Source organism: Amycolatopsis sp. NPDC051061, from assembly GCF_040682935.1.
Taxonomy (GTDB): domain Bacteria; phylum Actinomycetota; class Actinomycetes; order Mycobacteriales; family Pseudonocardiaceae; genus Amycolatopsis.
The window spans coordinates 1-25,754 of record NZ_JBFBBZ010000088.1 but is presented as its reverse complement, the minus strand read 5'-3'; the positions used below and the strand labels follow the sequence as shown (position 1 = coordinate 25,754).

Genomic DNA, 25,754 nt, shown 5'->3' with positions numbered 1-25,754 from the left:
TAGCGAGGTCCGGAAGACGCTCGGCAACCTCGCCTGGTGACGCTGCCGGGGTGGCTGCTCCCGCCCGGAGAGCAGCCACCCCGGTCACGTTCCGGACCGCTCCGCCAATTCGCGGGCGTGCTCCCGGGTCTCGTCGTTCATCGGGAAGAAACACTCGATCCGCAGTTCCTGCAGCGTCACGTCCTGCGGTGTGCCCAGCGTGGTCACCGTGGAGAAGTAGTCGAACCGCCGGTCACCACGCTCGTACCGGATCGGCACGATCGGCAGGACCGGCGCGGTCACGTCCACCACCCGCAGGTGTGACGGCACGCCTGGGTAGTCCAGGACCTCGTCGAGGATCCGCCGGGCCCGCTCGTCGGCGGTCCCGCCGATCGCCTCCCGCCGGGCGCGCCGCACCAAGGCCTCGGCGACCTCCAGCCAGTTCGTCACGTGACGCCGCACACCGTCCGGGTGAAACATCCGGCGCAGCACGTTCGCCGGGCCCGGCGGTTTCTCCGGCCGTCCATCTTGGAGGAAAGCGAAGAACCGGCGGGCGGCGGCATTCGTGTGCCGGATGTCCCAGCTGCGGTCCATCACCAGAGCCGGGAACGGCTCCTGCTGGGCGAGAATGGTCTCCAGCGCCTCCCGCACCGCGGCCAGCGATGGTGCGTCCAATGCGGACTCCGGGTATTCGGGCGAGAATCCGGCGCTGAGCAGCAAGGTGTTGCGCTCACGCAACGGGACGTCGAGCACCTCCGCGAGCTTCAGCACCATGGCGCGGCTCGGGTTCGCCCGACCCGTCTCGACGAAACTCAGGTGGCGGACCGACACGGCGGCCTCGGCGGCCAGAGCCAGCTGGCTCAACCGCCGGGCGCCGCGCCAGTGTTTCAGCAGAGGACCTACGTCAGGCACCCGCCAAGTATCCCGCCTTCCAGGCGTGCGGCGCCACCGCGTCCTCCAGCGGCGGCCAGGCGAGGTTGGCCGTGTAGTTCGTCATCGCCGAGATCGCCACTCCGGTGATCACCTCGAACACCTGCTCTTCGGTGAAGCCCGCCGACCTGAACGCCGCCACCTCGGCGTCGTCGACGTGCCCCCGCTTCTCGATCAGCGACTGGGTGAACGCCGACAGCGCCGCCATCCGCTGGTTCCCGGGCACCTTGCCCTGGCGGATGGCCTCGACCACGGCCGGCTCGACGCCGTCCTGCAGCGACTCCAGCGTGTGGAACGCCACCGCCCATTCACTGCGGTTGGCGACCGCGTTGGACAGCAGCAGGACCTGCCGCTCGTCCGGGCCGAACGTGCCGCCGCCGCGGAAGTGGCCGAAGGCGGAGAAGAAGGTGTTGATCAGCGCCGGCGAGTTCGCCATGAGGCCGGCGCCGGCGGGGACGAACCCGAACGCGCCCTCGAGGACCTTCAGCGGCTCCTTCGCGGCTTCATCGGCCGTGTCGGCAGTGTGAATCTGGTAACTGGTCATGAACCGAGTCTGCAGCACTGACTGCGTCGAACCAATTCCCTCGGAGGTAATACTGCCGAGACGCGGCCTGCCGGTGTGCGACAATCGATCCATGGGCTTCACCTCGACCGGCCGGGTCACCACCTCCACTTTGGACATAGCGTACGAACAAGCGGGCCCGCTCGACGGGATCCCGGTCATCCTGCTCCACGGCTTCCCCTACGACGTGCGGGCGTTCGACGAAGTCGCGCCGCTCCTGGCGGCTCGGAACGCCCGGGTGCTCGCCCCGTTCCTCCGCGGCTTCGGCGCGACGTCGTTCCGTGACGGATCCACGATGCGGTCGGGACAGCAGGCGGCGCTGGGACACGACCTCGTCGAGTTCATGGACGCACTGGAAATCGGTTCCGCCGTCCTCGCCGGCTACGACTGGGGAGGCCGCGCGGCCTGCATCACCGCCGCTCTGCACCCGGAACGCGTGCGCGGACTGGTCACTGTGGACGGTTACAACATCCAGGACATCGCCGCCGCGAACGAACCCACCCGGCCCGAGTGGGAACAGACCTTCTGGTACCAGTTCTACTTCCATTCGGAGCGCGGCCGTCGCGGGCTCGAACGCAACCGCGAAGAACTCTGCTCCCTGTTGTGGCGCACCTGGTCGCCGACGTGGCGAGAAGCCGGCGACGCCTTTCCGGCGAGCGCTCCGAGTCTGCACAACCCCGCCTTCGTCGACGTGGTCGTCCACTCCTACCGGCACCGCTACGGTCTCGCCGAGGGCGATCCCCGTTACCAGCGGACAGAAGACCTCCTCGCGGAGCAACCGCCGATCACGGTTCCGACCGTGCTGCTGGAAACGGGCGCGGACGGGCTGCTCGGTCCGAGTTCGGCCGGCGACCGCGGGCACTTCACCGGATCGTATGACCACCGGCTCTTGCGAGGCGTCGGGCACAACGCTCCCCAGGAAGCGCCGGAGGAGTTCGCCGACGCGGTCGCGGCGCTGCTTCGGCCCACGGTCAGATGACGCCCGATCGCACCAGGCAGGCCACCAGCTGGTACCGGTTGCGCAGGCCCAGCCGGCTCGTCATGATCTGGATCTGGTTCTTCACCGTTCGCTCCGAGTAGCTCAGCTCGAGGGAAATCGCGCCGGTGGTCCTGCCCTCGGCAAGCAACCGCACGATCTCGATCTCCCGTGAGTCGAAACTGAGGGAGTTCTTGGCGTCGGCGAGCACGTCGTACGGATCCAGCGAAACCTCCCGGTCGTTCCGGGCCGCCGCCAAAACCGCGTCACCGAGCGAACCCACGGCTTCGTGCGGCAAGACGGTGACCACACCACAGGCGGCGAGGTCCCTCAGGTCCTTGCCGACGTACTTCCCCGCGATCACCACGACCGGCGCGGTCAGCCGGTCCGAGTGCGTGCGGAGGGACTCGAGCGTCCGATGATCCGCCCTGCCGGTGGCGTAGACGAATACCTCCGCTTCGTCGTGCGGGCCGGCCGGAAGAACGGACAACCGCGGTTCGGCACCGAGGAGAACGGACAGTCCGGCGAGCATGATCGGATCGGACGCCAACAGCGCGACCCGGACTCGGATCATCGTGGTCATCGTGGTCATCTGGTCGCACCGGCACCGGCACCCGCCACGACCAAGCCTTGCCCACGCGCCGTAACCATTGTCCGTTTCCCCTCCGTCACCCGCTGCCCGGTCGACGCCGGACACCCTCGAAGGCAAGGTATCGACAAGGAGGTGGTTACCCGCAAGGACAAGTGGTTCCCGAAAGGAACCGGGGCGACCCGGTCACCTTTCTTTCTCCCGGGGGATCTTCTCCCCCGCCTCGACCGCGAACGGCAGCCGGTTGCGCGGCGGACACCGCGGACAGCCAGCCGAACGGCCGGGCCAGCCACTGCTCCCAGCCGCCCCGCCACGCGCGCCAGACCGGCCAGGTACGTCTCCTCGTCAACTTTCGGCATCGCTGCCACCTTCCGGTTCGGACTAGTGGGACCATCGTCCGGAAAGTGCCGCGAAAACGGCAACCTATGTTGCGGTGTCGGCAACACCAGAACGCCGCGTCACGGGAAACCGCACCAGTCACGGCACACCCGCTCGAGGACCTCCACCGACTCGTGGATGCGGGTGACCGAACACCATTCGTCCGTGGTGTGCGCGAGTTCCGGCCGCCCCGGCCCGCAGATGACCGTCGGCACCGAGCCCAGCGCCCGGGTGAGCACGGAGGCGTCGGTGAAGAACGACATCGCCCGTGGCGCGGCCGCCGGAGCGCCGGTGACCGCGCGCGCCGTCTCGGCCACCGACGTCACCCAGGTGCCCGCCGGGTCGGTCCACACCGGGGGCAGGTCGACGATCGGCGTCAAAGTCACCCCGGGTCCGGCGCGCTCGCCCAAGTGAGCGCGGATCGCGTCGTGCTCCTGCCCCGGAACGCTCCGCACGTCCACCCGCGCCTCCGCGTGGTCGGGCACCGAGTTGACGTTGAGGCCGCCGTGGAAGGTGCCGACGTTGAGGGTCGGGCGGCCCATCGCGGGGTGGGCGTCCGCCGCGAACTCGGTGCCGTCGATCCGGGTCACGGCGCCGGCGAGCTTCGTGACGGCGTTGTCGCCGAGGTGCGGCATGGACCCGTGCGCGGTGACGCCGTGCGCCTGGGCGGAGAGCCACAACGCTCCCTTGTGCCCGAACGCCACGACGTTGTCGGTGGGTTCGGTGATCACGAGCGGTCCGCTGGGCCTGCCTTTCAGCCAGGTCGCGGCCGCGGCGGCACCCAGCGACCCGGTCTCTTCGGCCGCGGTCAGCACCAAGCGCAGACCCGCCCGCGCCGGCCGGTGGGCGGCGACCCGGGTGGCCGCGACGACGATGGCCGCGACACCGCCCTTCATGTCGGTCGTCCCGCGCCCGTGCAGGCGGTCGCCGTCCAGCTCGGCCCCCAGCGGACCGCGTTCCCACGGCGCCGCACCGAACGGGACGGTGTCCAGGTGCCCGGACAGGCACAGCGGCGCTTCCGGCCGGTCCACCTCCCACTCCGCGACGAGCGTGCCCCGGCCCGGCTCGTGCTCCACGACGTCGAGCCGGAAGCCGGCGGACTCCAGGATCGGTGCCAGCACCGCGACGGCGTCGTTTTCGGCGTGCCCGGCCGTGTCGAGGGACACCAGCTCGCGCGTCAGTTCGATGACATCCATATCAGGCTTCCTGAGTTGGCGGTATCGGTATCGAGTGCTACATTCCGGCCATGCACCGTGTAGCCGCACTGGCACTCGAAGGCGTGGTCGCGCTGGACTTCGGCGCCGTCGCCCAGTTCTTCGGGCACCGGCACCGCGATCCCGAGCCGGTGCGCTACGAGTTCCACGTGGCTTCGGCGGACGGCGAACCGGTGCGGACCGGAATCGGGGTGCCGCTGGGTGTCCACGGTGGACTGGAACTGCTCGACGCCGCGGACACGGTGGTGATCCCGGGGTACGAGCCGATCACCGAGCCGCTCACCGCGGCGACGGCGGCCGCGCTGCAGCGCGCCGTCGCCCGCGGGGCGCGCGTCGTCTCCATCTGCACCGGCGCCTTCGCCCTCGGGCACGCCGGGTTGCTCGACGGGCGCGAGGTGACGACCCACTGGGCCGTCACCGACGAGCTGACCAGGCTCTTCCCGGAAGCGACCGTGCTGCCGAACGTCCTCTACGTGCGGGACGGCACGCTGCTGTCCTCGGGCGGCGTCGCGGCCGGGATCGACCTCTGCCTCGACATCGTCCGGGAGGACTTCGGCGCCGAGTACGCGAACAAGATCGCCCGCCGCAGCGTGATCGCTCCGCACCGCGCCGGCGATCAGGCCCAGTTCATCGAGCACGACGACCCGGCCGCCACCAACATCGACATGGCCGAGCTGCTCGTCTGGCTCGACGAACGGCTGGACCAGCCGCTCACGGTGGCCGACATGGCCGGCCACATCGGCTACAGCCCCCGCTCGTTCGGCCGCCACTTCCAGGCACAGATCGGCACTTCGCCCTGGAAGTGGCTGGCGCGGCAGCGCATCACCCGGGCCCGGCAGCTGCTCGAGACCTGCGACCTCCCGATCGACCGGATCGCCCGGCGGTGCGGGTTCGAGTCCACTGTGGCCTTCCGCCGCCGGTTCCGCGATCTGGTCCACCTGTCCCCTTCGGACTACCGGCGTGCTTTCCGCGCACCGGTCAGCTGATCGACGCCAGGTCGACGCCGAGCTCCTTGCCGATCCGCTTGGCGGTTTCCGTGCGCTGGGCCGTGATGCCCTCGACGGCTTTGCGCGCCTTCGCCACGATCTCCGGCGGTGCCGTCTGCGGCGTACCGCTGTCGAACGGCGGTTCGGGGGCGTAGACCATGTGCAGCTGGATCGTCTGCGCCGCCTCGTCGCCACGCAGCTCCGCGGCGACCCGCAGGGCACCGTCGATGCCGGCGGTCACCCCGGCGGCGAACACCCAGTCGCCGTCGACCACGACCCGCTCGTCCACCGCCTCCGCCCCGAAGTAGGGCAGCGTCTCGAAGGCGGACCAGTGCGTGGTCGCGCGGCGGCCGCGGAGCAGGCCCGCCGCCCCCAGGAGCAGCGCGCCGGTGCAGACCGAGAACACGCAAGTCGCGCCGGCGGCCTGGGCGCGCAGCCAGCCGAGAACCTCGTCGTCCGCCATCAGGTTCTCCTGCCCGAACCCGCCGGGCACGTGCAGGACGTCCAGCTGCGGCGCTTCGCCGAGCGTGGCGTCGGGCGTCAGGCGCAGGCCTTTGATGTCGCGGACCGGCTCGGTGGTCTTGCCGAAGACGCGGTAGGTGGAGTTTGGGATACGGGAAAGCACTTCGAACGGACCGGTCAGGTCGATCTGGTCGAGGCCCTCGAACAACAGGGAGCCGATCTGGAGGTGACGTCCGGGGTCGATCATGTCAGCGGTGTTCCTTTCACGGGTGAACGCGGTCAGCGCGAGTAGACGGGCACGAGCAGGGCCCTGGCCAGCGTGTGGAAGACCAGGGAAAACGAAGCCGCCGCCGGACTGGCGTCCCGGTCGACGCCGATCCGCTCGACGTCGAGGGCGTGGACGGCGAAGTAGTAGCGGTGGGGCCGGTCCCCCGGCGGCGGAGCCGCGCCGCCGTAGCCGACGGACCCGAAGTCGTTGCGCAGCTGGAAAGCGCCCGCCGGCCGGAACGCGTCCGGCGCACCGGCGTTCTGCTCGAGGCCGGTGACCGAGGCGGGGAGGTCGAGGAGCAGCCAGTGCCAGAAGCCCGACGGCGTCGGCGCGTCCGGGTCGAAGCACGTGACGGCGAAGCCCTTCGTCTCGTCCGGGAACCCGGACCAGCCGAGCCGCGGAGAGCGGTTGCCGCCGTCGAGGACATGCTCCTGAGGAGTCTGGCGGCCGTCCTCGACATCCGGGGACTTGACCGTGAACGAATCGCACCCGGGCAGCAACGAATACGGGTCCGGCGCGACGGCGCGGGTCAGGTTCATGAAGGCCTTTCCGGTGTGGTGCCGATCCCGGTCAGCGCGCGCACTTCCAGTTCGCTGTGCTTGTGCGGATCCGACGGGCTGGTGGACAGGATGGTGCCGAGGTATCCGAGCAGGAACGAAAGCGGGATCGCGACCAGCCCCGGATTGGCCAGCGGGAACCAATCGAAGTGCGCGGCGGGGAAGATCGACGTCGGTGTGCCGGAAACCACCGGGGAAAAGATGATCAGTCCCACGGTCACGACGAGCCCGCCGTAAATGCTCCACAGCGCGCCCTGGGTCGTGAACCGCCTCCAGAACAGGGAATACAGGATCGCGGGCAAGTTGGCCGACGCGGCGACCGCGAAGGCGAGGGAGACCAGGAACGCCACGTTCTGGCCGTTGGTGACGATGCCGCCGGCGATCGCGACCAGCCCGATGGCCACCGCCGCCCAGCGCGCGACCCGGACCTCCGACTTCGCGTCCGGCGGGTTCTTGCGCCGCAGCACACCCGCGTAGAGGTCGTGGGCGAACGAAGCGGACGCCGTGATGGTGAGCCCGGCGACCACGGCGAGGATCGTCGCGAAGGCCACCGCCGCGATGAGCCCCAGCAAGACGGGTCCGCCGAGCGTCTGGGCCAGCAGCGGGATCGCCGAGTTCGCCTTGCCGGGCGAATTCGCGATCTTCTCCGGCCCGACGAGCGCACCGGCGCCGTACCCGAGGACCAGGGTGAAGAGCAGGAACACGCCGATCAACCCGATCGCCCACGCGACCGAACGCCGGGCGGCACCCGAATCGGGGACCGTGTAGAAGCGCATCAGCACGTGCGGGAGGCCGGCCGTCCCGAGGACCAGCGTGATCCCCAGGGACAGGAAGTCCACTCGGGACAGCCCGGTCGCGCCGTACTGCTTGCCCGGTCCGAGGAGCGCTTCGCCGCCGGCGCCGCCACGCTCCACCGCCGCGTGCAGGATGGCCGAGAAGTCGAAGCCGTACCGCGCCAGCACCCAGACGGTCATGCCGAACGCCCCGATGAGCAGCAGGACGGCTTTGACGATCTGCACCCAGGTCGTCCCCTTCATGCCGCCGATCAGGACGTAGAGCACCATGAGCGCGCCGACCACGGAGACCACGACGGCCTGTCCCGCGCGGCCGGTGACGCCGAGCAGGAGCGCGACGAGCCCGCCCGCGCCGTTCATCTGCGCCAGGAGGTAGAAGAAGCTCACCATGAGCGTGGACAGCGCGGCCGCGGTGCGGACCGGCCCGGGCTTAAGCCGGAAACTCAGCATGTCGGCCATCGTGAACCGGCCGGTGTTGCGCAGGAGCTCGGCGACGAGCAGCAGCGCGATCAGCCACGCGACGAGGAACCCGATCGAGTAGAGGAAGCCGTCGTAGCCGTAGGTCGCGACGGCACCGCTGATCCCGAGGAAAGCGGCGGCGGACAGGTAGTCGCCCGCGATGGCGACCCCGTTCTGCCGGCCGGTGAACGCCTGCCCCGCGGTGTAGAAGTCCGCCGTGGTGGCGCCGCGGCGCCGGGTGCGCACGACGATCAGCAGGGTGACGACGACGAAGACCGCGAAGATGCCGATGTTGAGCACGGGGTCGCTCATCGGCTCGTCCGTTCGTGTTCGGCGCGGATCCGCTCCGCGAGGGGATCGAGCCTTTTGGCCGCGTAGCGCAGGTACAGGCCGGTGATCACGAAGGTCGAGACGAACTGCAGGATGCCCAGCACCAGTCCGACGTTGACGTTGCCGAAGAGCTTCGTCGCCATGAAGCCGTGGGCGAAGTCCGCCAACAGCACGAAGACCACGTACCAGCCGAGGAATCCGGCCGTCACCGGGACGACGAACCGCCGCAGCCGGCGCTTGAGCTCGATGAACTCGGGACCGGACCGGACCCGGTCCCAGTCGGTGGCGGACTCCGCCGCGATCTCGTCGGTGCTTGCCATGACGCTCCTCGGCTGGGCGGTTCGGGTACCAGCCAGTCTGAGCACCGGTACGCGCGACGGTGAGTGGCTTGAGCGACATCGAGCGATACATTCCGGCCAACCAGGCGCGGGTCGCGAGTGGACGGTGCTCGTCCCGGCGGTGGCGTGGTTCCCGGCGGAAACTTGCCCACCTTGCCGGTAACCCGGTAAATCGTGCTAAGAATTCGTCGTTGCGAATACCCCGGGTGCGCCCGGAAATTCCCGGTTCACGCCGAAATCCTCGGAGGATCGATGCATCGCGCAGTTCGACGTCTGGCCGTTGCCCTCTCGCTCGCCTTCGCGGTGAGTGGAACGCTGACTCCGTCCGCTTCGGCGGCACCGGCCGCCGAGCCGTGCGTCCCCGGCGGCGCGGATTGGGTGTGCCTCTACGACAACGCCGACTTCACCGGTCAGTTCTGGAGCCAGCCGGCCGTCGGGATCTTCTGGCTGGCCCCGAGTTTCGACAACCGCGCTTCGGCGGTGGTCAACGCGAGCGACAAGGAGCTTTGGCTCTACAAGGACGGCTTCGACCGGGGTGACAGCGTCCGCCTCGCACCGGGCCAGCGCTGGGTCGCTCCCCCGGATTGGGACAAGCAGCTGACTTCCCTGTTCCTCGACTAGCGGCAACCCGCCGCCCACGGACGTCGGAACTCAGCGCAACTCCCTGAAGAAGTCCCGCATGTCCTCCGCCACGAGACGGGGTTCCTCCCACTCGAGGAAGTGCCCGCCGCGATCGACCGCGGTCCAGCGATCGACCCGCGAGGTGCGTTCGACCCACTCCCGTGGCGTGGGGAACATGTCCTTCGACGACATCAGGTGGGCGGTGGGCACGCTCCAGCCGGCGTCCTGCCGGTAGTCGGACTCGCCGTAGAGCCGCATCGACGACCCGATCGTCTGCGTGAACCAGTACACACTGATGTTCGTCAGCAGCTGGTCCTTCGTGAAACGGCGTTCGACGTCTCCGTCGCAGTCGCTCCACCGGCGGAACTTCTCCACGATCCAGGCCGCGAGCCCCGCGGGAGAGTCGTTGAGCGACGCGGCCAGCGTCTGCGGCTTCGTGGCCTGGATCGCGCCGTACCCCACCTCGGACGCCCGCCACCGGTCGACGTCCTCGATGTACCGGCGGATCGCGGGACCGGGGTCGGCCGGCGGGTCGTCGGCGCGCGGCGTCGTGCCGCTGAGGTGGATCCCCACCACCGCCTCCGGGTACCGCGCGGCCAGTGCTTCCGCGACACTCCCCCCGAAGTCGCTGCCCCGGACCGCGTACCGCTCGTACCCGAGCACCCGGGTCATCAGGACGTGGAAGACGTGCGCCATGCGCGTTTCGGTCATGCCGGGTTCCCCGGACGCTTCCGAGAACCCGAATCCGGGCAGGGAACCGACGACGACGTCGAACGCGTCCGCCGGCGCCCCTCCGTGTTCGGCGGGCGCGGCGAGCTGCGGGAGCAGGTCGAGCATCTGCACGAACGAGCCGGGCCACCCGTGCAGGACCAGCACGGGCAGCCCGCCGCCGTCGGCCCGCTGGTGGACGTAGTGGACGCGCAGCCCGTCGATGACGCTCCGGAATTGCGGGAACGCGTTCAACCGCCGCTCTTCGCTTCGCCAGTCGAACTCTTCCGCCCAGTATTCGACGAGCTCGCGCAAGTACGCCGGATCGGTGCCATACCGCCAGCCGGCCCCTTCGATGGGGCCGGACCAGCGGGTGTGGCGCAGCCGGTGGCGCAGGTCGGCCAGATCTTCGTCGGCGACGGCGATGCGAAACGGCTCTGCGGACAATGAACTCACCTGACCGACGGTAGATCAAGCCGGCCGCTGACGAAACTCAGCCCGCCGCGGCGAGGATGGCCTCGGCCACCACATCGGGATGCACGAGCGGCACGGCGTGCGAAGAATCGACCTCCACGACGGTGGAGCCGGCCCGCTCGGCCATCCACCGCTGGGCCTCGGTGGGGATGGAACTGTCCTGAGTGGACACCACGGTCCACGACGGCAGGGTGTGCCAGCTGGCGGCGTTCGCGAAGCTGCCCTCCAGGGTGATCGGGTTGAACGGCTTCTGGGCGGCGGCGAGGATCTTCTGGTCCCGCGCGCTCGCGTCACCGGCGTAGACCTCGCCGAACTTGTCCGGCCGCAGGTAGATCTCCGCGCCGCCGGGGTACTCGCGCACGACCAGGTTGTCCGGGATGAGCAGGCTGCCGGGGAACTTCCCGTTGAGCGCGCCCGCCGTCTCCCCCGCGTCCTGCTGGAACGCGGTGACGAACACGAGCGACCGGACGTCCGCGGTCAAGGCGTCGGGAGCCGAGATCACCGACCCGGCGTACGAATGGGCGGCGACCACGAGCGGGCCGGTCAGCGTGCCCAGGAACTGCTTGAGGTAGGCGACGTCGCCGTCGAAGTCGCGCATGGGCAGGGACGGCGCGATGACGGGGTAACCCGCGTCCTGCAGGCGCACGGAGACCCGGCGCCACACCGAGGCATCGGTCAGGGCGCCGTGGACGAGGACGAAGGTCGGCTGGTTCATGGATTCGCTCTCCTGGGGTTGAATCGGTACAGCACCGAGTCTCGCCTCGGGAGCACCCCGCGGACAGTGGCAGTACTGCCGACTATCGCAACGTTGCTGCCAAGCGGTCAGGCGCGGCCGAAGGTGAAGGACTTCCGGTGTTCGCGGGGCGACACGTTCGTCGCGCGCCGGAACTGCACCCGCAGGGTGGTCGCCGTGCCGAAACCGACCCGGCGCGCGATGTCCTCCATGGACAGTTCCGAGTTCTCCAGCAGCTCCTTGGCCCGGGCGATGCGCTGGTCGCGCAGCCAGGTCAACGGCGGCAGCCCGATCTTCTCGCGGAACCGCCGGTGGAACGTCCGCTCGGACATGGTGAACCGGGTGGCGACGTCCTTCACCGAGAGGTTCTGCTCCAGTGACACGAGCATCCATTGCTGGGCCCGGGCGATGATGTCGTCGCCGGGCGGGACGACCGCCCTCTCCACGAACTGCTGCTGGCCGTCGGCCGGCCGCGGCGCCATGACGATGCGCCGCGCGACGTGCCGCGCGGCCGCCGGGCCCAGGTCGACGTTCAGCAGGTGCAGGCACAGATCCACGCCGGCGGTGACGCCACCGGAGGTCAGGACCGCCTCGGTGCCGGCCACGAGCACCGACTGATCGACCGTGATCGCGGGGAACCGCTCGGCCAGGTCCGCACACAGCGACCAGTGGGTGGTCACGGTCAGCCCGTCGAGCACTCCCGCCCGCGCCAGGGCGAACGCCCCGGAACAGATGGACACCATCCGGACGCCCTTGCGGTGCGCGCCGGCGAGTGCTCGCACCAGCGAACCGGGCAGCTCACGATCCACCGCGTCGGCGTAGCCCGGCACGACGATCGTGTCCGCCCGGCGCAGCAGCTCGAGCCCACCGTCCGGAACCACCGTCGTCCCGCCGGCCACCGGCACCGCACCACCTCCGACGGAGACGGTCACGAGGTCGTAGGCCTCCGACGCCTCCCGGCCGAACACGTGAACGGGGATCGCGTAGTCGAGCGGCAGAACGTCCTCGAGCAGGACGACCACCATCCGGTGCCGGGTCATGGCAGTATTCTATCGATGCGGCGCCAGGCTGCCATAGCTAGCCGAGCGCGGCCCGGGCGGCCGCCACCCAGTGCGGAGCGCCGCAGGCCTCGGCGATCTTCGAAGCCTGCCGGTAGTGCTCCTCCGCTTGCGCACGCCGGCCCAGCGCGACCGCCAGATCGCCGAGGTAGTGCGCGACCGGCCGGAGCGTCAAAAGACCGCTGCCGGCGCCGGCTAGCTCCGCCGCCGCGGGCAGCAGATCCGCGTACAGCCGCTCGCTCGTCGCGCGATCGGGCGCGGCGCTCACGTGCAGGCAGGTGCGCGCTTCGAACAGCAGGTCACGCGGCGAATCGGGGACCTCGCGCGGTCCCGGCTCGACGACGGCGCGGCACCACGGCTCGTAAGTCCCGTAGTCCTGCCGGACGTCCGCGTCGAGGGAATCGCCGCGCTGCAGGTGGTGACACAGCAGCGTGACGGCGAGGATCCCGTCTTCCAGGCCCGTCATGCCGGTGCCGGTGAGCCGGGCCGCGACCGAGCGGAACGCCGCTTCCGCCGTCGGGTCGTCCGTGATGCCCGCCCGCATGGCGCGGTAGCCCTGGGTGAACACGCCGACCAGCGGCAGGTCGTGGTCGTCCGCCAGCCGGTCGGCCGCTTCGGCGTGCCGGTCGGCCGCCGGCAGGTCCGCGAGCGCGGCGTGCGCCTGGACGAGCACCAGGTGCCCCAGCACCTCGAAGGTCACCAACGCGTGCGTGGCGGCGACGTCGACCAGCTCGCGGCCGATCCGCACCCGCTCCGGCGCCAGCCCGGCGCGGTGGAACGCGTGCATGAACCGCGCGTTGAGCGCGAACGCGAGCAGGGCGGGATCGCCGAGGTCCCGCGCCAGGGCTTCGGCCTCGCGGGCGGCCGCACGTCCTCGGTCCCCACCGGCGTTGCGCAGCTCCAGCGCGAGCGTCGCCAGCAGCCGGCCGCGGTCGGACCGGCGCTCGGGCGGCAGGTCCGCCAGCGTCCGCTCCGCGACGGCGACGATCCGGGCGGCCAGCTCCGGGTCGTCGTTCGCGGTCCAGACGGCCGGGACGTCGAAGGCACCCAGGACATGAGCCGTCAGCACCGGATCGCCGACGGCCTCGGCCAGGGACACCGCTTCGGCGCGGTGCTCCCGCGCCTCCGGTAGCGAGCCGACGACGGCCAGCGCGCGGACCAGCCCCATGATCACCTCGAGCCGCTCGCGGACGTCGGAGGCGTGGCCGAGCGCGGCTCGCCACAGCCGCGCCGCTTCGTGCGGCGCGCACCGGCGCTCGGCGCGCTCGGCCGCCCGCCGGGCGTACTGTCCCGCCGCGGGGCTCCCGGCGAGCAGGAAGTGGTGGGCCAGCGCCTCGACGTCGCCGGGACGCGTTCGTTCGAGCACCTGGCCGACGGCCGCGTGCCACCGAGCCCGGCGGGACAGGGAAAGCTCCTCGTACAGCGCCTCGCGGACCAGGTCGTGGGCGAACCGGAACCGCCGCGGCCCCGGCTCGACCAGGAAGCCCGCGCGGATCGCGGTCTCGAGAGCGTCGAGGACATCGGCGCCCGCCAGCTCGGTGAGCAGGTCGAGATCGACTTCGCGGCCGGCGACCGCCGCCCGGTGCAGCACGTCCCGCGTCGCCCCGTCGAGCCGGGCGACCCGGTGGCGGACGACGTCGCGGACGCCCGGCGGGACTTCCGCCGAAGCGTCGGCGTCGAAGAGCCGGGCGAGCTCCCGGACGAAGAAGGGATTGCCGCCACTGCGCCGGTGGATGGCTTTCGCGGTGGCCGGCGAAATGTCCTGGCCGACGGTGGATCGCGCGACTTCGCGCACGTCGTCCGGGGACAGGCCACCGAGGTAGAGCCGCGCCGGTTCGGTCCGCGCGACGCGGCCGAGGAAGCCGGTGAGGGCCGCCGGCGGATCGGTGCTGCGGTAGGTGGCCACCACGAGCACCGGGCCGGCCCCGGGTTCGGCGAGCACCGAGGCCAGCAGAGCGAGGGTTTCGGCGCCGGACCGGTGCAGGTCGTCGAAGACGAGGAGGACGGGTGCCTCCCGGGCGACCGCGGCGAGGTGCCCGCTCACCGCCCGGCGCAGCCGGAACCGCGCCGTGAACGGGTCGATGCCGGCCGGCCTGTCCGGCGGCGAAGGCGTGGCCAGGAGCCCGAGAGCGGAGCCCTCTTCGGACGGCGCGTCCAGCGTGTCCAGGATCCGCGTCCACGGCCACCCCGCGGGCAGGCCCTCGTCTTCCGGGCTCGCGCCCCACGCGGTCGTCCAGCCGCGGGCGGCCAGGCGGCCCGCGAAAGTCTCCGCCAGCGCGGTCTTGCCGGCGCCGGCTTCGCCGCAGACCAGCACCAGCCGGATTTCACCCCGCTCGGCCCGCTCCGCCTCGGCCGCGAGCAACGCCAGCTCCTCCGCGCGGCCGACCAGGGTTTCGGCCGGGGACAGCGCGACCGAGACCACCGCCGGCCGGGCCGGCACCGCGAGCCGCGGGGACTGCGCCAGGATGTCGGCCTCCGCCTGCCGCAGACCCGGGCCCGGGTCGACGCCCAGCTCGGTCTTCAGCACCTCCCGCGCCCGGCGCAGCGCGCCCAGCGCGTCACCCTGGCGACCGGCCCCATACAGCGCGAGGCCGAGGAGCCGCCAGCCGTCCTCCCGCAGCGGATGCGCCGCCACCTGGGCCTCGAGGTCGGGAACCGCTTCGGCCGCTCGCCCGGCGGCCAGCATCGCCTCGGCTCGCCGTTCGCCGGCCAGGAGCCGCAAGGCGTCGAGCCGGTCGATTTCGGCTCGTGCCCAGGCCTCGCCGGCGAACTCGGCGTACGCCGGGCCGCGCCAGAGCGCCAACGCCTCGTCCAGCTCCGGCACAGCGGCTCCGGGCGTGGTCACCACCGCCTCGAAGCGCCAGGCATCGACGTCCTCCGCACGCAAGGCGTACCCGGGGCCGGACGTCACCAGCAGCCGGGCCGGCGTCCTCGGGGCACGGCCGGGTTCCAACGCGCGGCGCAGCGCCGAGACGAACGTCTGCACCGCACCGGCCGACCCGTCCGCCGGGGCCGGCCACAGGTCGTCGACCAGCACGTCCACCGGGACGACCCGGCCGCGCGCGACGAGCAGCCGCGCCAGCACCGCCCGGTGCCGCGGCCCCCGCAGTGCCAGCGGGCCACGGTCGTCCTCGGCCACGAAAGGACCGAGGACACCAAAGCGCACCATGCAACGCACTGTAACCCGCTCAGTGAACGCTGACTCGGCGCTGACCGGCGCCGGAAATCCTCGGTGCGAACGAAACCACACCGAAGGGCTCACCATGCGCATTCCCGGCTTCGACTACCAGCAGGTCACGGTGGGTGACGGCGTCGCGCTCAACGTCGCCGTCCGCGGCTCCGGAACGCCGATCGTGCTGCTGCACGGCTTCCCGCAGACCCACCTGATGTGGCGGCACGTCGCCGCCGACCTCGCCGCCGACCACACCGTCCTCTGCCCCGACCTGCGTGGCTACGGCGACAGCGGCAAACCCGCCGACACCGGCGAGACCTACTCGAAGCGCACCATGGCCGCCGACGTCGTCGCGCTCGCGCGTGCCTTCGGCCACGATCGGTTCGCACTCGCCGGCCACGACCGCGGCGCGCTCGTCGCGATCCGCGCCGGCCTCGACCACCCGGACGCCATCAGCCACCTCGCCGTCCTCGACGTGCTCCCCACCCTCGACATGTGGGACGTCCTCCAGGGCGTGCGCGGGGCCGTCGGCTTCCACCTCTACCTGATGGCCCAGCCGCCGGGCCTGCCGGAAGCCCTCATCGGCGGTGCACCGGAAACGTTCTACGGCCACTTCCTCGACGCCTGGACGCAGCGCCCCGACGCCATCCCGGCCGACATCCGCGCCGAGTACCTGCGCGCCAGCGACGAAGCCACGACGTCGATCGTCGCCGACTACCGCGCGACCGCGACCATCGACGTCGAGCACGACACCGTCGATCGCGAAGCGGGCAACCGGCTCGGCATGCCGGTCACCGTGCTCCAGCAGGACTGGGGCGCCGCGCTCGGCTACGACGCGGTGGGGCTGTGGCAGGCCTGGGCCGCCGACCTGCGCCACCGCACGGTGACGTCCGGGCACTTCATGGCCGAGGAGTCGCCCGCCGAGGTCGTGAAGGACCTGCGGGAGTTGCTGGCGCGCTGAGGATCGAGCACGGACACCGGCTCAGTGGACCATGGCCAGCACATCGCGGACCAGCCGTCGTGCGTACCCGGGATCGACGGGGAGCGCGAACACGACGTGGTGGTACAGCGGCGCGATGATGTGGTCGAGGATCTGCGAGACCGTCGGAGCCGTCTCTCCGCGTTCGCGGGCCCGGCGCACCACCTCCGACGCCTGCTCGCGCCGCGTCTCCGTGACCAGGCACCTCGAAACGATCTCCAGGCGGGCCGCCACCATCGCGCGCAGGTAGCGCGCCCGCAGGGGACGAGTGATGTCGCGGGCGATGATGTTCGCCCACTCCGTCAGGTCCTGCTCGAGCGATCCGGTGTCGGGTACCGACTCGCCATCGCGCGTCAGGGCGGCGACCGCGACTTCCTCGAGGAGCGCACCGACGTCGTTCCAGCGTCGGTACAGCGTCGTCGGGTTGACCCCGGCCCGCTCGGCGATGACGGGAAAGCTGATCTTGTCGGCCCCTTCGCCGACGAGCTCGCCGACCGCCGTGTAGATCGCGGCCAGCACCCGGCCGCTCCGGCCGCCGGGGTGACTCGGCGCTGCTCGATCGGACACGTCACGAGCATAAGCAAAGATCTTTGCTTTGGCCAGCGCCATGCTCTACAGTGGCCAAAGCAAAGATCTTTGCTTTTCGGAGGAGGTCTCGTGCTCGGTCGTCCAGTCTCGTTCTTCGTCGCCGGGGCCGCAGGCGCCGCGACGCTGACGGCCGCCTCGGCGCCGTCGCCGCTTTATCCGGTCTACCAGCGCCTCTGGGGCTTTTCCGCGTTCACGCTGACGGCCGTCTTCGCCGTCTACGTCTTCGCGTTGCTCGCCGCTTTGCTGACCGTCGGCTCGCTCTCCGACCGGGTCGGACGTCGGCCTGTCGCCTCCGGCGGCCTGGCGCTGCTCGCGCTGGGGATGCTGCTCTTCGCGATCGCCGGGGATTCCGGCGGCCTCATGGTGGCGCGCATCGTGCAGGGTTTCGCCGTCGGTGCCGCCACCGGCACCACCACCGCCATGATCATGGATTCGGCGCCGAACCCGCGGTTCGGCTCGCTCGTCAGCAGCGCGGTCCCTTCGCTGGGAATCGTGCTCGGCGCGGTCCTCGCCGGTGCCCTCGTGGAGTTCGCGCCACTCCCCCGCCAGCTCGTCTTCTGGATCCTCGCCGTCGTCTATCTCGCGCTCGCAGCCCTCGTGTGGTGGGTTCCCGAACGCGCTCGTCCCGAGTCGGCGTCGCGGGGACCGATCTGGCGGTCACTGCTGCCGAGCGCCGGGCTTCCGCAAGCCACCCGGCCGGTCTTCTTCGCGCTGCTTCCCTCGATGGCCGCGACGTGGGCGCTCGCCGGCCTGTATCTGTCGCTCGGGTCGTCGATACTCGGGACCGTCCTCGCTGTGCACAGTCATTTCGTCGTGGGCATCGTGCTCGGAGCGTTCTTCGCCGCGGGGACAGCGGGCACCGTCGGCTCGACCGTCCTGCCGCCGCGGCTTCGCGAGTGGTTCGGCTACGGAACTCTCGCTCTCGGCGTCCTGGTGACGATCGCGGCGATGCCGGTGAGTGCGTTGCCGCTCTACGTGGCCGGCTCGGTGGTCGCGGGGTTCGGCTTCGGTGCGACCTTCCGGTTCGTGGTCAACGCGCTCGGCGAGGCGGCGCCAGTCGCCCGGCGAGGGCAAGTGTTCGCGACGATGTACATCGTCAGCTACCTCGCCTTCAGCGTGCCGGCGCTCGCGGCCGGGCTTGCCGTCGAACGGTTCGGGCTCAAGCCGACAGCCGTCGCGTACGGGGCGTTGGAGGTCGCACTGGTTCTGATCGCGACGGTCGCGGGCATCGTCCGGGCGCGCCGACGGGTCAGCGAGAGTGAGCTCCGGCCGGGCGCGCACCCCTGATGATCTTCGTCCACGGCCGGCCGCGCCGGCCTCGGTCTACCGACCCGGCAGTACCGCCGACACCTCCGCTCACCTCGCCAGCATGCGGATGCTCGTCGGGACCAGCTGGCCGGGGGTCTGGAACTCCGCGGCCTTGCCGAAGGTGCGAACGGACTTGTTCGCGAACGGCACGAGATCGGCCTTGGCGATCAACCCGGACTCCGCGGCGAGCCAGTCGCGGCACCCGGCGACCCCCTTCTTCCCCATCGCCGACCGCACCGCCTGGTCGTACTGCGGGTCGGAGATCGCGGCGAAGTTGTTCCCCTGTGGAGCGGCCGGTCCGGACAGGAACGGCACCAGCTTGTCCGGGGTGCTGACGTTCAGGGTGACCCAGGCGACGTCCCAGTCGCCCGCGCTGAAGAGGGTGCCGGTCAACGTGGTTTCGTTCTGGCTCTTCACGGTCGCCTCCACGCCGATCGCCTTCCACTGCGCCGCGGCGAGCTCGGCGGCCGCGTCCCCGCTGCTGCCTCCGTTGTTTTCGTACAGCAGGGTCAGCGTCAGCGGTCGGCCCGCTTTGGCCCGCCGGCCGTCCCCGCCCTTGACCCAGCCCGCCTCGTCGAGCAAGGCACCCGCCGCCTGGACGTCGTGGGGCGGCACCGCACCGGAGACGGAGTCGCCGGGACAGGCGATCGGCTCGGTGGCCGCGAGCGTGGTGGCGGCCGTGCCCCGACCGGAGGTCAGCACCTTCTGCAGCTGCCCGAGGTCGAGGGCCTGCGTCAACGCCCGCCGGACCTCGGCGTCGGCGGTGGGCCGCCCGGCCGCGTGGTTGTACCACTGCTCGCCCACCAGCCCCGGCGTCTCCGCCACGAACAACTTCGCGGCTTCGAGCCGCTGCGCGTCGGGGCCGGCGATCTGCGCGGCGCTCAAACCGCCCGAGAGCACCAGGTTCGCCGCGGTCGCCTCGTTCTCGATCACCTTCACCACGACGGTCTTCGGCATGCCCTTGGTCGCGGTCTTCGCGCCGCCCGGCCCCCACGTGTAGCCGTCGCGGCGCGTGTACGTGTAGTGGTCGCCGGAAATGGCCTCGGTGAGCTGGTACGGGCCGGTGCCCGCGGTCGCCGTCCTCAGCGAAGCACGGGAAGACATCCCGCTCGGGCACACGATCGGAAGGTCGGCGAGTCCATTGAGGACGAACGGCGCCGGCTCGGCGAGCGTGATCGTCACGACGTGGGTGGCGTTGTCGCCCTTCGACTTCGCGCCGGCCGGGAGCATCGGGCCCAGGAAAGGACTCTTGTTCGCCGGGTCGGCGACGAAGTCGAGGCTGTCGGCGACCGCCGAGGCGGTGAGGGCGGTGCCGTCGGAGCACGTGACGCCGTCGGCCAGCGTGAGCGTGACGGTGTTGCCGTCGACCTGCCACTTCTCGGCCAGCGCGGACCGGACCTCACCGGTCTTGCCGTCCACGCTGACGAGCGGGTCGTAGGCGAACTGGGTGACGGTGAACAGCGTGGTGCCCAGCCCCATCTGCGGGTCGAGGTTTCCCGGGTCCGACGAGAGCCCGAGCGTGAAGGTACCGCCGTCGACGACCTCGGCCTTCCCGGTGCTGGTCGACGCGCTCCCGCAACCGGCGAGGGCGACGGCCAGGCAGAGGCTGAGGCCGTAGCGGCCCGCGGTGGTCGGTTTCATGGCGGTTCCGTTCCGTGCGTGCTCGTTCGGTGGCCGGTGGTCAGGCGCCGGCGCGGCGGTGACGCGACCGAGGTGGAGGTAGCGCGCGTGGCCGGCGCCGCCCAGGAACGCGTGCGGCAAGGTGCATTCCGCGATCGGCGTGACGCGGGATGAGCATGTCGTCGCGGGAGGCGACGAGTTCGGTCCGCTCGGCGCGGCCGACCAGCTCCGCGAAGGCGCCCTTGGGTTGACGTCGTCAAGGGTGCCCATGCGAGGCAATGCTAGGAACGGCGAAGACCGGTGTGTTCGTCGTATTCACCAATTCGCACCTGCGTCATTGGTCGTCACCTACGACTTCCGAATAGGCCATTGCTTCCTTTCAGGAACCAGCAGTCCAGTCGTTACGGTGGTAGCACCGTCCGCGCTTCACGGTCATTTCGATACTGCGCAGATTGGCCAGATCCGCGAGGGGATCCTCGGCGAGCACGGCAAAATCGGCGATCTTCCCCACCTCGATCGATCCTCGCGAGTCGCCCGCACCGGCCGCCCGCGCGCCGACCAGGGTCGCGGATCGGAGGACCTCGCCGGGGGTCAGGCCGCATTCCTTCACCAGGAACTCCAGCTCCTGGTACAAGGCCGGGAACGGTTCCCCCGGGTCGGTTTCGTAGTCGGTCCCGGTCGAGATCTCGATGCCTGCCTGGTGGGCGTGCCGCACCAGGCGCGCGGCGAAGGCCGCCTCCGACGGGCGGGCGTCGTCTCGCTCGCCTGCTTCGTCCCGGCGCCGGTAGAGGTTCGCGGTGGCGTCCAGGATCGTGCCCCGGCGGCTCATTTCCCGGACCAGGGACTCGATCTGCGGGTCGAGCGCACCTTCTCGTTCGGCGTCGTCGATCGGCTTCTTGGCCGCGTAGCCCGTCGGACGGTGCGCGGAACCCGCGTAGACGAACATGCCGACGTGGGACACGACGTCGACGCCCGCGGAGACGACATCGTGCGGCATGGCGGGAAACACCGCGGTGTGCGCCCAGACGTGAACGCCTTGACGATGCGCTTCGGCCACGATCGCGGCCACCGTCTCGGCGGACAGGTCGGCGTAGAGCTTGATCGCCCGGGCACCGGTGCCCCGCGCCATCGCGACCGCCTGCGGCAGATCGGTTTCCGGCGTGATGGCCTGCATCCACGGCACGGCACCGGGGACTTCCCCTTGCGAGACGGCGATCGTCCGCGGGTCCACGAAGAACTCCGGCCCGGCCATCAGAGCGGCGTAGACGATGTCGGGCCCGGCGATCTCCCCGACCAGCGTCGCACGCGCCAAGTCGCCGACCTGCCGCAGGTCGTCGGCCATGCTGCGGATCACCGTCACTCCACTGTAGACCAGCCGCCGCAACACCGCCTCGGCGGCCGCGCGGTCCGGCGGCGTCGCGATGTGCTGGTGGGAATCGACGAGGCCCGGGATGACGTACCGCCCGTCGAGATCGACGACCCGGGCGCCGCGCACGGGCGTGCTCTCGGCGCTGGGCGCGACGGCCGCGAACTTGCCGCCGTCCACGACGATCGTCATGTCCGAACGGGACGGTCCGCCCGTCACATCGATGAGCGTCACGCCGCGATACGCCGTCGGGAATGCCTCGTTCACAGATTTCGCCTTTCGACAGCTACCCAACGTGACACCACCCCTACAGCTTTCCGGGCAGCGCCAGTGCACAGACGACCTTATCTTCGTCCGGACCATGGACGCGCGAGCGGTACCTGCCTACGGTGCCTTTCACCGGAAAAAGGAGTTTCTGTTGCGCATTCGAAGAAAACTGTCCGCGGTCATCGTCACGCTGGTGGCGTTCGCGTCGATGACGGTGGGGGGCGCTGCCGTGCCGGCCGCGGCCGCCGGCCCGGCTCTGCTCCCCCTGTCCATCACCAACAACACCGGCCGCGCGGACGCGGTCCACCTCTACGTCCTCGGTGTCAACCTGAGCACCGGCAAGCTGGGGTACGTCAACGCGAGCGGGGTCTTCACCGCGTGGGGCCCCGGCGGCACTCCCCCCGCTCCGGCACCGGACGTCTCCATCGCCGGCCCGGGCACCGGCGGCACCACGACCATCCAGGTTCCCCGCGGCATCTCCGGGCGCGTCTACTTCTCCCTCGGCGAGCGCCTGAAGTTCTTCCTCGCCCCGGGCGGTCTGGTCCAGCCCGCGCCCTGGGCGGGTGGCGACGCCAACCGCGACATCCTGTTCGACTGGAGCGAGTTCACCTACAACGACGCCGGCCTCTGGCTGAACAGCTCCCAGGTGGACATGTTCGCCGTGCCCCACACGGTGAGCGTGACCACGGGTTCCGGCAGCGTGAAGTCGACCGGCACGCTGGTCCCCGGCGGCCGCGACAACGTCATCAACGGCCTCAAGGCCCAGCCCGGCTGGGGCGGGTCCGTCCACACCCGCTCGGACGGCACCGTGCTGCGCGTCCTCGCCCCGGGCAAGGCCGCCGACGCCGGGCAGCTCGGCAGCGGCTACCTCGACCCGTACATCTCGTCGGCCTGGAACGCCTACACCGGCAAGACACTGACCGTCGTCCCGTTCGGCGACCAGCCGAACACCAAGTACTTCGGCCGGACGTCGGGCAACGTCATGACCTTCACCAACGGCGCCGGTCAGCAGGTGGCGTCGTTCCAGAAGCCGTCCTCGGCGAACGTGTGGGGCTGCGACGGCGCTCTCGGTGCCCCCAACGACCAGGTCGTCGGCCCGATCGCCCGCACGCTGTGCGCCGCGCTCAACCGCGGCACCCTGGGCACGATCGACACCCAGCCGGGCGGGACCGGCGCCGGCTTCTACCGGAACGCCCCGACGAACCAGTACGCGAAACTGGTGCACGAGAACATGGCCGACGGCAAGGCCTACGCGTTCGCGTTCGACGACGTCGGCAACTTCGAGTCCTTGGTGAACGACGGCAGCCCCCGGGCCGCGGGCATCACCCTGAACAGCTTCACCGGCGGTGGATCGCACTCGTCCGGCACGAGGCTCATCAGCGACTGGAACGGCAAGTGCATCGACGTGCCGAAGCGGAACTTCGCCGACGGCGTTCACCTGCAGACCTTCTCCTGCAACAACACCATCGCCCAGGACTGGACCTTCACCGGCGACACGCTGAGGGTCCCGGACAACAAGTGCATGGACGTCGCCTGGGGTTCCCGGGAGAAGGGCGCGGCCATCCAGATCGCGACCTGCAGCGGCAACCCCGCCCAGCAGTTCGTCCTCACCCCGGCCGGCGACCTCGTCAACCCGCAGGCCGGCAAGTGCGTCGACATCAAAGCCTGGAACGGCGCCGACCGGGCACCCCTCATCCTGTGGGACTGCACCGGAGGCGCCAACCAGAAGTGGCACCGGGGCTGAGCTCGCTGTCCGGTGTTCGCCGCGGACGAGGCCGCCGGCTCAGGCGAGAGTGCTGAGGAATTGCGCGAACGCCCGGTCCGCGCGGCCACGGTCCGCGGTCGCCTCGAGGTCCATGAGGAGGCCGCGGATGACGGCGAGGACCAGGGTGGCCAGTTCCGGCCGGTCGATGCCGCGCAGGCCGTCTTCGAGCGGCCCGAGCCAGTCCGTCGTCGCCACGCGACGGAAGCCCGGCCAGAGCCGCTGCGCCGCGTTTTCCCTCAGCTGCCCGAACATCCGCAGGTAGGGCTTTCCGTCCGGACCGGTCATGAAGGCCCACGCTCGTGCGAGCGTGACGGTGTAGGGCTCGTCGGGTCGCACGCGCAGCAGTTCGCCGAAGGTGGCGAGCTGCTGCTGCCGTGCGCGCTCGAGGACGGCGCTCAGCAGGGCGTCTCGGGTGCCGAAGTGGTAGATCAGCATGCGCGCCGAAGTGCCCGCGGCGCGCGCGAGTGGCTCGAGCCGGTCGGGTAGCCCTTGGTCGAGGGCGTGGTCGGTGCAGGCCTCGAGCAGCCGTTCCTTGATCTCGGGTCGCGGTCGTCGTCCCACCGCCCCACTTTTTCACGTAACGATCGGTACGTCTACCGTGGATTCCGAGGCTGTGGAGATGGTGGAGGTGGCGATGAGGGTCGTGTTCGTGCACGGAGCGTGCGTGCGGGACGGGTCGTGGTGGTGGCACCGCGTGTCGAGGCTCCTGCGGGAGCGAGGCGTGCCGAGCGTGACTCCGGCGCTGCCGAGCTGCGGGGAGGCCGGCGTGCCGGGCGGTACCGGAGGTCCCGGGCTGGCCGAGGACGTCAGCGCGGTGCGGCAGGTGCTGCGGGACAGCGACGAGCCGACCGTCGTCGTCGCCCACAGCTACGGCGGGATCGTGACGGCCGAGGCGGCCGCGGGCGTGGCCTCGGTCCGCCACCTGCTGCTGATCTCCAGCTACCTGCCCGAGATCGGACAGAGCCTCGCGGACTTCGGCGACGGCAACCCCGCACCGTTCCTCGACGTCGATGTCGACGCCGGGACGTTCGGGGTGCGTCCCGAACTGCTGGTGACCACATTCCTGCAGGACTGCGACGCCGAGGTCCGGGCCCAGGCCGCGCACCACCTCGCCCGGCAGAGCGTGCGGGTCACCGGGCAACCGGTCGGGGCGGCCGCCTGGCAGGACGTGCCCTCGACGTATCTCGTGTGCGCCGAGGACGGGGGCACGCCGGCCCGGCTGCAGCGCGAGTTCGCTCGCAAAGCGGGCCACGTCGTCGAACTCGACGCGGGCCACCATCCGTTCCTGTCCCGGCCCGCCGCGGTCCGCGACCTGCTGCTGAGCTACCGGTGAACGCCGAGGCGGGTCAGCTTCCGGACGGGCGCAGCGTCGCGGTGGCCGCGTCGGTCAGCGTGGTGAGCGGATGTCCCACGAGGCGGGCCAGCTCTTGGCTGTCCGTGTCGAGTTCGCCGGCGACGACGGCACGGTCGGCGTCGATCAGGAGCTCGGCATAACCCTCGGGGACGTCAGCGTCGCGGAGGATGGCGCGCAGCTCGTCCGGGCTGACGGCCCGATACGAGACCTCGGCGCCACTCGCTCGGGAGATGGCCGCGGCCAGGTCGGCGAAGGTGATCTTCTCCCCGCCCAGTTCGTGGACGACGTTGTCGTGGCCGTCTTCGACCAGCACCGCGGCGGCCGCGGCGGCGAAGTCCGCGCGGGTGGCGGCGGCGAAGCCCGCCGATCCGGCGGCGCTGACGAGTGCGCCCTGAGCGATGTACCGGTCGGCCTGGTCGAGGTAGTTCTCGAAGTACCAGCTGTTGCGCAGGAACGTGTAGGCCAGGCCGGACCGGCGCAGGACCTGCTCGGTCGCGAGGTGCTCGGGCGCCAGGGCGATCGTCGAAGTGTCCGCCTTGAGGATGCTGGTGTAGGCGATCCGGCGCACGCCGGCGGCCTTGGCCGCGTCGATGACCGTGGTGTGCTGCCGGACCCGCCGGCCCAGCGCGTCGCCCGAAACCAGCAGCAGGGTTTCGATGCCCGCCAGTGCGGACGGCCACGAGTCCGGCGTGTCGTAGTCCCCGGTGCGCACCACGACACCGCGGTCGGCGAGATCGGTGATCTTGCCCGGGGTGCGCACCACGGCGACGATCTCGCGGGCGGGGACGCCACGGGCGAGCAGTGCGTCGATCGCGAGCCGCCCGAACTTGCCGCCGGCGCCGGTCACTGCGTACATGTGTCCTCTGCTTTCTCGGTCATGGGTATGGCCGGCGCGGCCGGACGGGCTCATCCCGTCCGG

General features: G+C 70.9%; 24 protein-coding genes. 7 read left to right on the top strand and 17 right to left on the bottom strand.

Features of this window, described 5'->3' with window-relative positions:
• Nucleotides 1-84: 84 nt before the first annotated feature.
• Together AB0N03_RS50275 and AB0N03_RS50270 are read right to left on the bottom strand one after the other, a co-directional pair.
• Complete coding sequence (locus AB0N03_RS50275; RefSeq protein ID WP_364388297.1) at nt 85-891, bottom strand: helix-turn-helix transcriptional regulator; 807 nt, start codon at nt 889-891, stop codon at nt 85-87.
• Complete coding sequence (locus tag AB0N03_RS50270) at nt 884-1,453, bottom strand: carboxymuconolactone decarboxylase family protein (protein WP_364388295.1); 570 nt, start codon at nt 1,451-1,453, stop codon at nt 884-886. Before AB0N03_RS50270 ends, AB0N03_RS50275 begins: the two co-directional genes overlap by 8 nt.
• Before the next feature lie 91 nt (nt 1,454-1,544).
• On the opposite strand from AB0N03_RS50270, the gene AB0N03_RS50265 reads away from it, so the two are divergent.
• Nucleotides 1,545-2,450 carry an alpha/beta hydrolase gene (locus tag AB0N03_RS50265; protein WP_364388293.1) on the top strand — a complete coding sequence of 302 codons (906 nt, stop codon included), beginning with the start codon at nt 1,545-1,547 and terminating at the stop codon, nt 2,448-2,450.
• Here the strand turns inward: AB0N03_RS50265 and AB0N03_RS50260 are convergent.
• The gene (locus AB0N03_RS50260; protein WP_364388291.1) at nt 2,443-3,021 is read right to left on the bottom strand and encodes a LuxR C-terminal-related transcriptional regulator; all 579 of its coding nucleotides are present in this window, start codon (nt 3,019-3,021) and stop codon (nt 2,443-2,445) included. The genes AB0N03_RS50265 and AB0N03_RS50260 overlap by 8 nt on opposite strands.
• A gap of 473 nt (nt 3,022-3,494) precedes the next feature.
• On the bottom strand, nt 3,495-4,610 hold the full coding sequence (locus AB0N03_RS50255) for a M20 family metallopeptidase (RefSeq protein WP_364388290.1): 1,116 nt from the start codon (nt 4,608-4,610) through the stop codon (nt 3,495-3,497).
• Between the two features lie 50 nt (nt 4,611-4,660).
• Here AB0N03_RS50255 and AB0N03_RS50250 point away from each other — a divergent pair, with 50 nt between their 5' ends.
• Complete coding sequence (locus AB0N03_RS50250; protein WP_364388289.1) at nt 4,661-5,614, top strand: helix-turn-helix domain-containing protein; 954 nt, start codon at nt 4,661-4,663, stop codon at nt 5,612-5,614.
• Here AB0N03_RS50250 and AB0N03_RS50245 read toward each other — a convergent pair.
• Genes AB0N03_RS50245 through AB0N03_RS50230 form a run of 4 tightly spaced genes read right to left on the bottom strand, consistent with a single transcriptional unit; the run spans nt 5,607 to nt 8,804 of the window.
• A complete protein-coding gene (locus tag AB0N03_RS50245) occupies nt 5,607-6,323 on the bottom strand; it encodes a DJ-1/PfpI family protein (RefSeq protein WP_364388288.1) in 717 nt (238 codons plus the stop codon). The genes AB0N03_RS50250 and AB0N03_RS50245 overlap by 8 nt on opposite strands.
• A gap of 32 nt (nt 6,324-6,355) precedes the next feature.
• On the bottom strand, nt 6,356-6,883 hold the full coding sequence (locus AB0N03_RS50240; protein ID WP_364388287.1) for a YbhB/YbcL family Raf kinase inhibitor-like protein: 528 nt from the start codon (nt 6,881-6,883) through the stop codon (nt 6,356-6,358).
• The gene (locus tag AB0N03_RS50235) at nt 6,880-8,466 is read right to left on the bottom strand and encodes a cation acetate symporter (protein WP_364388286.1); all 1,587 of its coding nucleotides are present in this window, start codon (nt 8,464-8,466) and stop codon (nt 6,880-6,882) included. The genes AB0N03_RS50240 and AB0N03_RS50235 overlap by 4 nt, the downstream gene beginning before the upstream one ends.
• A complete protein-coding gene (locus tag AB0N03_RS50230) occupies nt 8,463-8,804 on the bottom strand; it encodes a DUF485 domain-containing protein (protein WP_364388285.1) in 342 nt (113 codons plus the stop codon). Before AB0N03_RS50230 ends, AB0N03_RS50235 begins: the two co-directional genes overlap by 4 nt.
• A gap of 270 nt (nt 8,805-9,074) precedes the next feature.
• Here AB0N03_RS50230 and AB0N03_RS50225 point away from each other — a divergent pair, with 270 nt between their 5' ends.
• Nucleotides 9,075-9,443: a peptidase inhibitor family I36 protein gene (locus tag AB0N03_RS50225; protein WP_364388284.1), complete on the top strand. Its 369-nt coding sequence runs from the start codon at nt 9,075-9,077 to the stop codon at nt 9,441-9,443.
• Between the two features lie 30 nt (nt 9,444-9,473).
• Here AB0N03_RS50225 and AB0N03_RS50220 read toward each other — a convergent pair whose 3' ends face one another.
• The 4 genes from AB0N03_RS50220 to AB0N03_RS50205 form a co-directional block, all read right to left on the bottom strand.
• On the bottom strand, nt 9,474-10,607 hold the full coding sequence (locus AB0N03_RS50220) for an epoxide hydrolase family protein (protein ID WP_364388283.1): 1,134 nt from the start codon (nt 10,605-10,607) through the stop codon (nt 9,474-9,476).
• A gap of 37 nt (nt 10,608-10,644) precedes the next feature.
• Entirely contained in the window at nt 10,645-11,340 is a 696-nt protein-coding gene (locus tag AB0N03_RS50215) for an alpha/beta hydrolase (RefSeq protein ID WP_364388281.1), read from the bottom strand.
• Nucleotides 11,341-11,447: 107 nt separating this feature from the next.
• A complete protein-coding gene (locus AB0N03_RS50210; protein ID WP_364388279.1) occupies nt 11,448-12,398 on the bottom strand; it encodes a helix-turn-helix domain-containing protein in 951 nt (316 codons plus the stop codon).
• Nucleotides 12,399-12,435: 37 nt separating this feature from the next.
• The gene (locus AB0N03_RS50205) at nt 12,436-15,585 is read right to left on the bottom strand and encodes a BTAD domain-containing putative transcriptional regulator (RefSeq protein ID WP_364388277.1); all 3,150 of its coding nucleotides are present in this window, start codon (nt 15,583-15,585) and stop codon (nt 12,436-12,438) included.
• Between the two features lie 94 nt (nt 15,586-15,679).
• On the opposite strand from AB0N03_RS50205, the gene AB0N03_RS50200 reads away from it, so the two are divergent.
• Nucleotides 15,680-16,549: an alpha/beta hydrolase gene (locus AB0N03_RS50200; RefSeq protein WP_364388274.1), complete on the top strand. Its 870-nt coding sequence runs from the start codon at nt 15,680-15,682 to the stop codon at nt 16,547-16,549.
• 21 nt (nt 16,550-16,570) lie between these two features.
• Here the strand turns inward: AB0N03_RS50200 and AB0N03_RS50195 are convergent, their stop codons facing one another.
• A complete protein-coding gene (locus tag AB0N03_RS50195) occupies nt 16,571-17,134 on the bottom strand; it encodes a TetR/AcrR family transcriptional regulator C-terminal ligand-binding domain-containing protein (RefSeq protein ID WP_364388272.1) in 564 nt (187 codons plus the stop codon).
• A gap of 90 nt (nt 17,135-17,224) precedes the next feature.
• Between AB0N03_RS50195 and AB0N03_RS50190 the strand changes: the two genes are divergently transcribed.
• Nucleotides 17,225-18,442 (top strand): MFS transporter, encoded by a 1,218-nt coding sequence (locus AB0N03_RS50190; RefSeq protein ID WP_364388270.1) that lies wholly within the window; start codon nt 17,225-17,227, stop codon nt 18,440-18,442.
• Between the two features lie 69 nt (nt 18,443-18,511).
• Here AB0N03_RS50190 and AB0N03_RS50185 read toward each other — a convergent pair whose 3' ends face one another.
• On the bottom strand, nt 18,512-20,104 hold the full coding sequence (locus AB0N03_RS50185; protein ID WP_364388268.1) for an ABC transporter substrate-binding protein: 1,593 nt from the start codon (nt 20,102-20,104) through the stop codon (nt 18,512-18,514).
• Nucleotides 20,105-20,462: 358 nt separating this feature from the next.
• Nucleotides 20,463-21,641, bottom strand: coding sequence for an amidohydrolase family protein (locus tag AB0N03_RS50180; protein WP_364388265.1), 1,179 nt, complete (start codon nt 21,639-21,641; stop codon nt 20,463-20,465).
• A 226-nt stretch (nt 21,642-21,867) separates the two neighbouring features.
• Here AB0N03_RS50180 and AB0N03_RS50175 point away from each other — a divergent pair, with 226 nt between their 5' ends.
• Nucleotides 21,868-23,460, top strand: coding sequence for a beta-1,3-glucanase family protein (locus tag AB0N03_RS50175; protein WP_364388263.1), 1,593 nt, complete (start codon nt 21,868-21,870; stop codon nt 23,458-23,460).
• A 39-nt stretch (nt 23,461-23,499) separates the two neighbouring features.
• On the opposite strand, the gene AB0N03_RS50170 is transcribed toward AB0N03_RS50175, so the two are convergent.
• Nucleotides 23,500-24,042, bottom strand: coding sequence for a TetR/AcrR family transcriptional regulator (locus AB0N03_RS50170; protein WP_364388261.1), 543 nt, complete (start codon nt 24,040-24,042; stop codon nt 23,500-23,502).
• A gap of 73 nt (nt 24,043-24,115) precedes the next feature.
• Between AB0N03_RS50170 and AB0N03_RS50165 the strand changes: the two genes are divergently transcribed.
• Entirely contained in the window at nt 24,116-24,814 is a 699-nt protein-coding gene (locus AB0N03_RS50165) for an alpha/beta hydrolase (protein WP_364388259.1), read from the top strand.
• Between the two features lie 13 nt (nt 24,815-24,827).
• Here AB0N03_RS50165 and AB0N03_RS50160 read toward each other — a convergent pair whose 3' ends face one another.
• On the bottom strand, nt 24,828-25,691 hold the full coding sequence (locus AB0N03_RS50160) for an SDR family oxidoreductase (protein WP_364388257.1): 864 nt from the start codon (nt 25,689-25,691) through the stop codon (nt 24,828-24,830).
• Between the last annotated feature and the right edge of the window lie 63 nt (nt 25,692-25,754).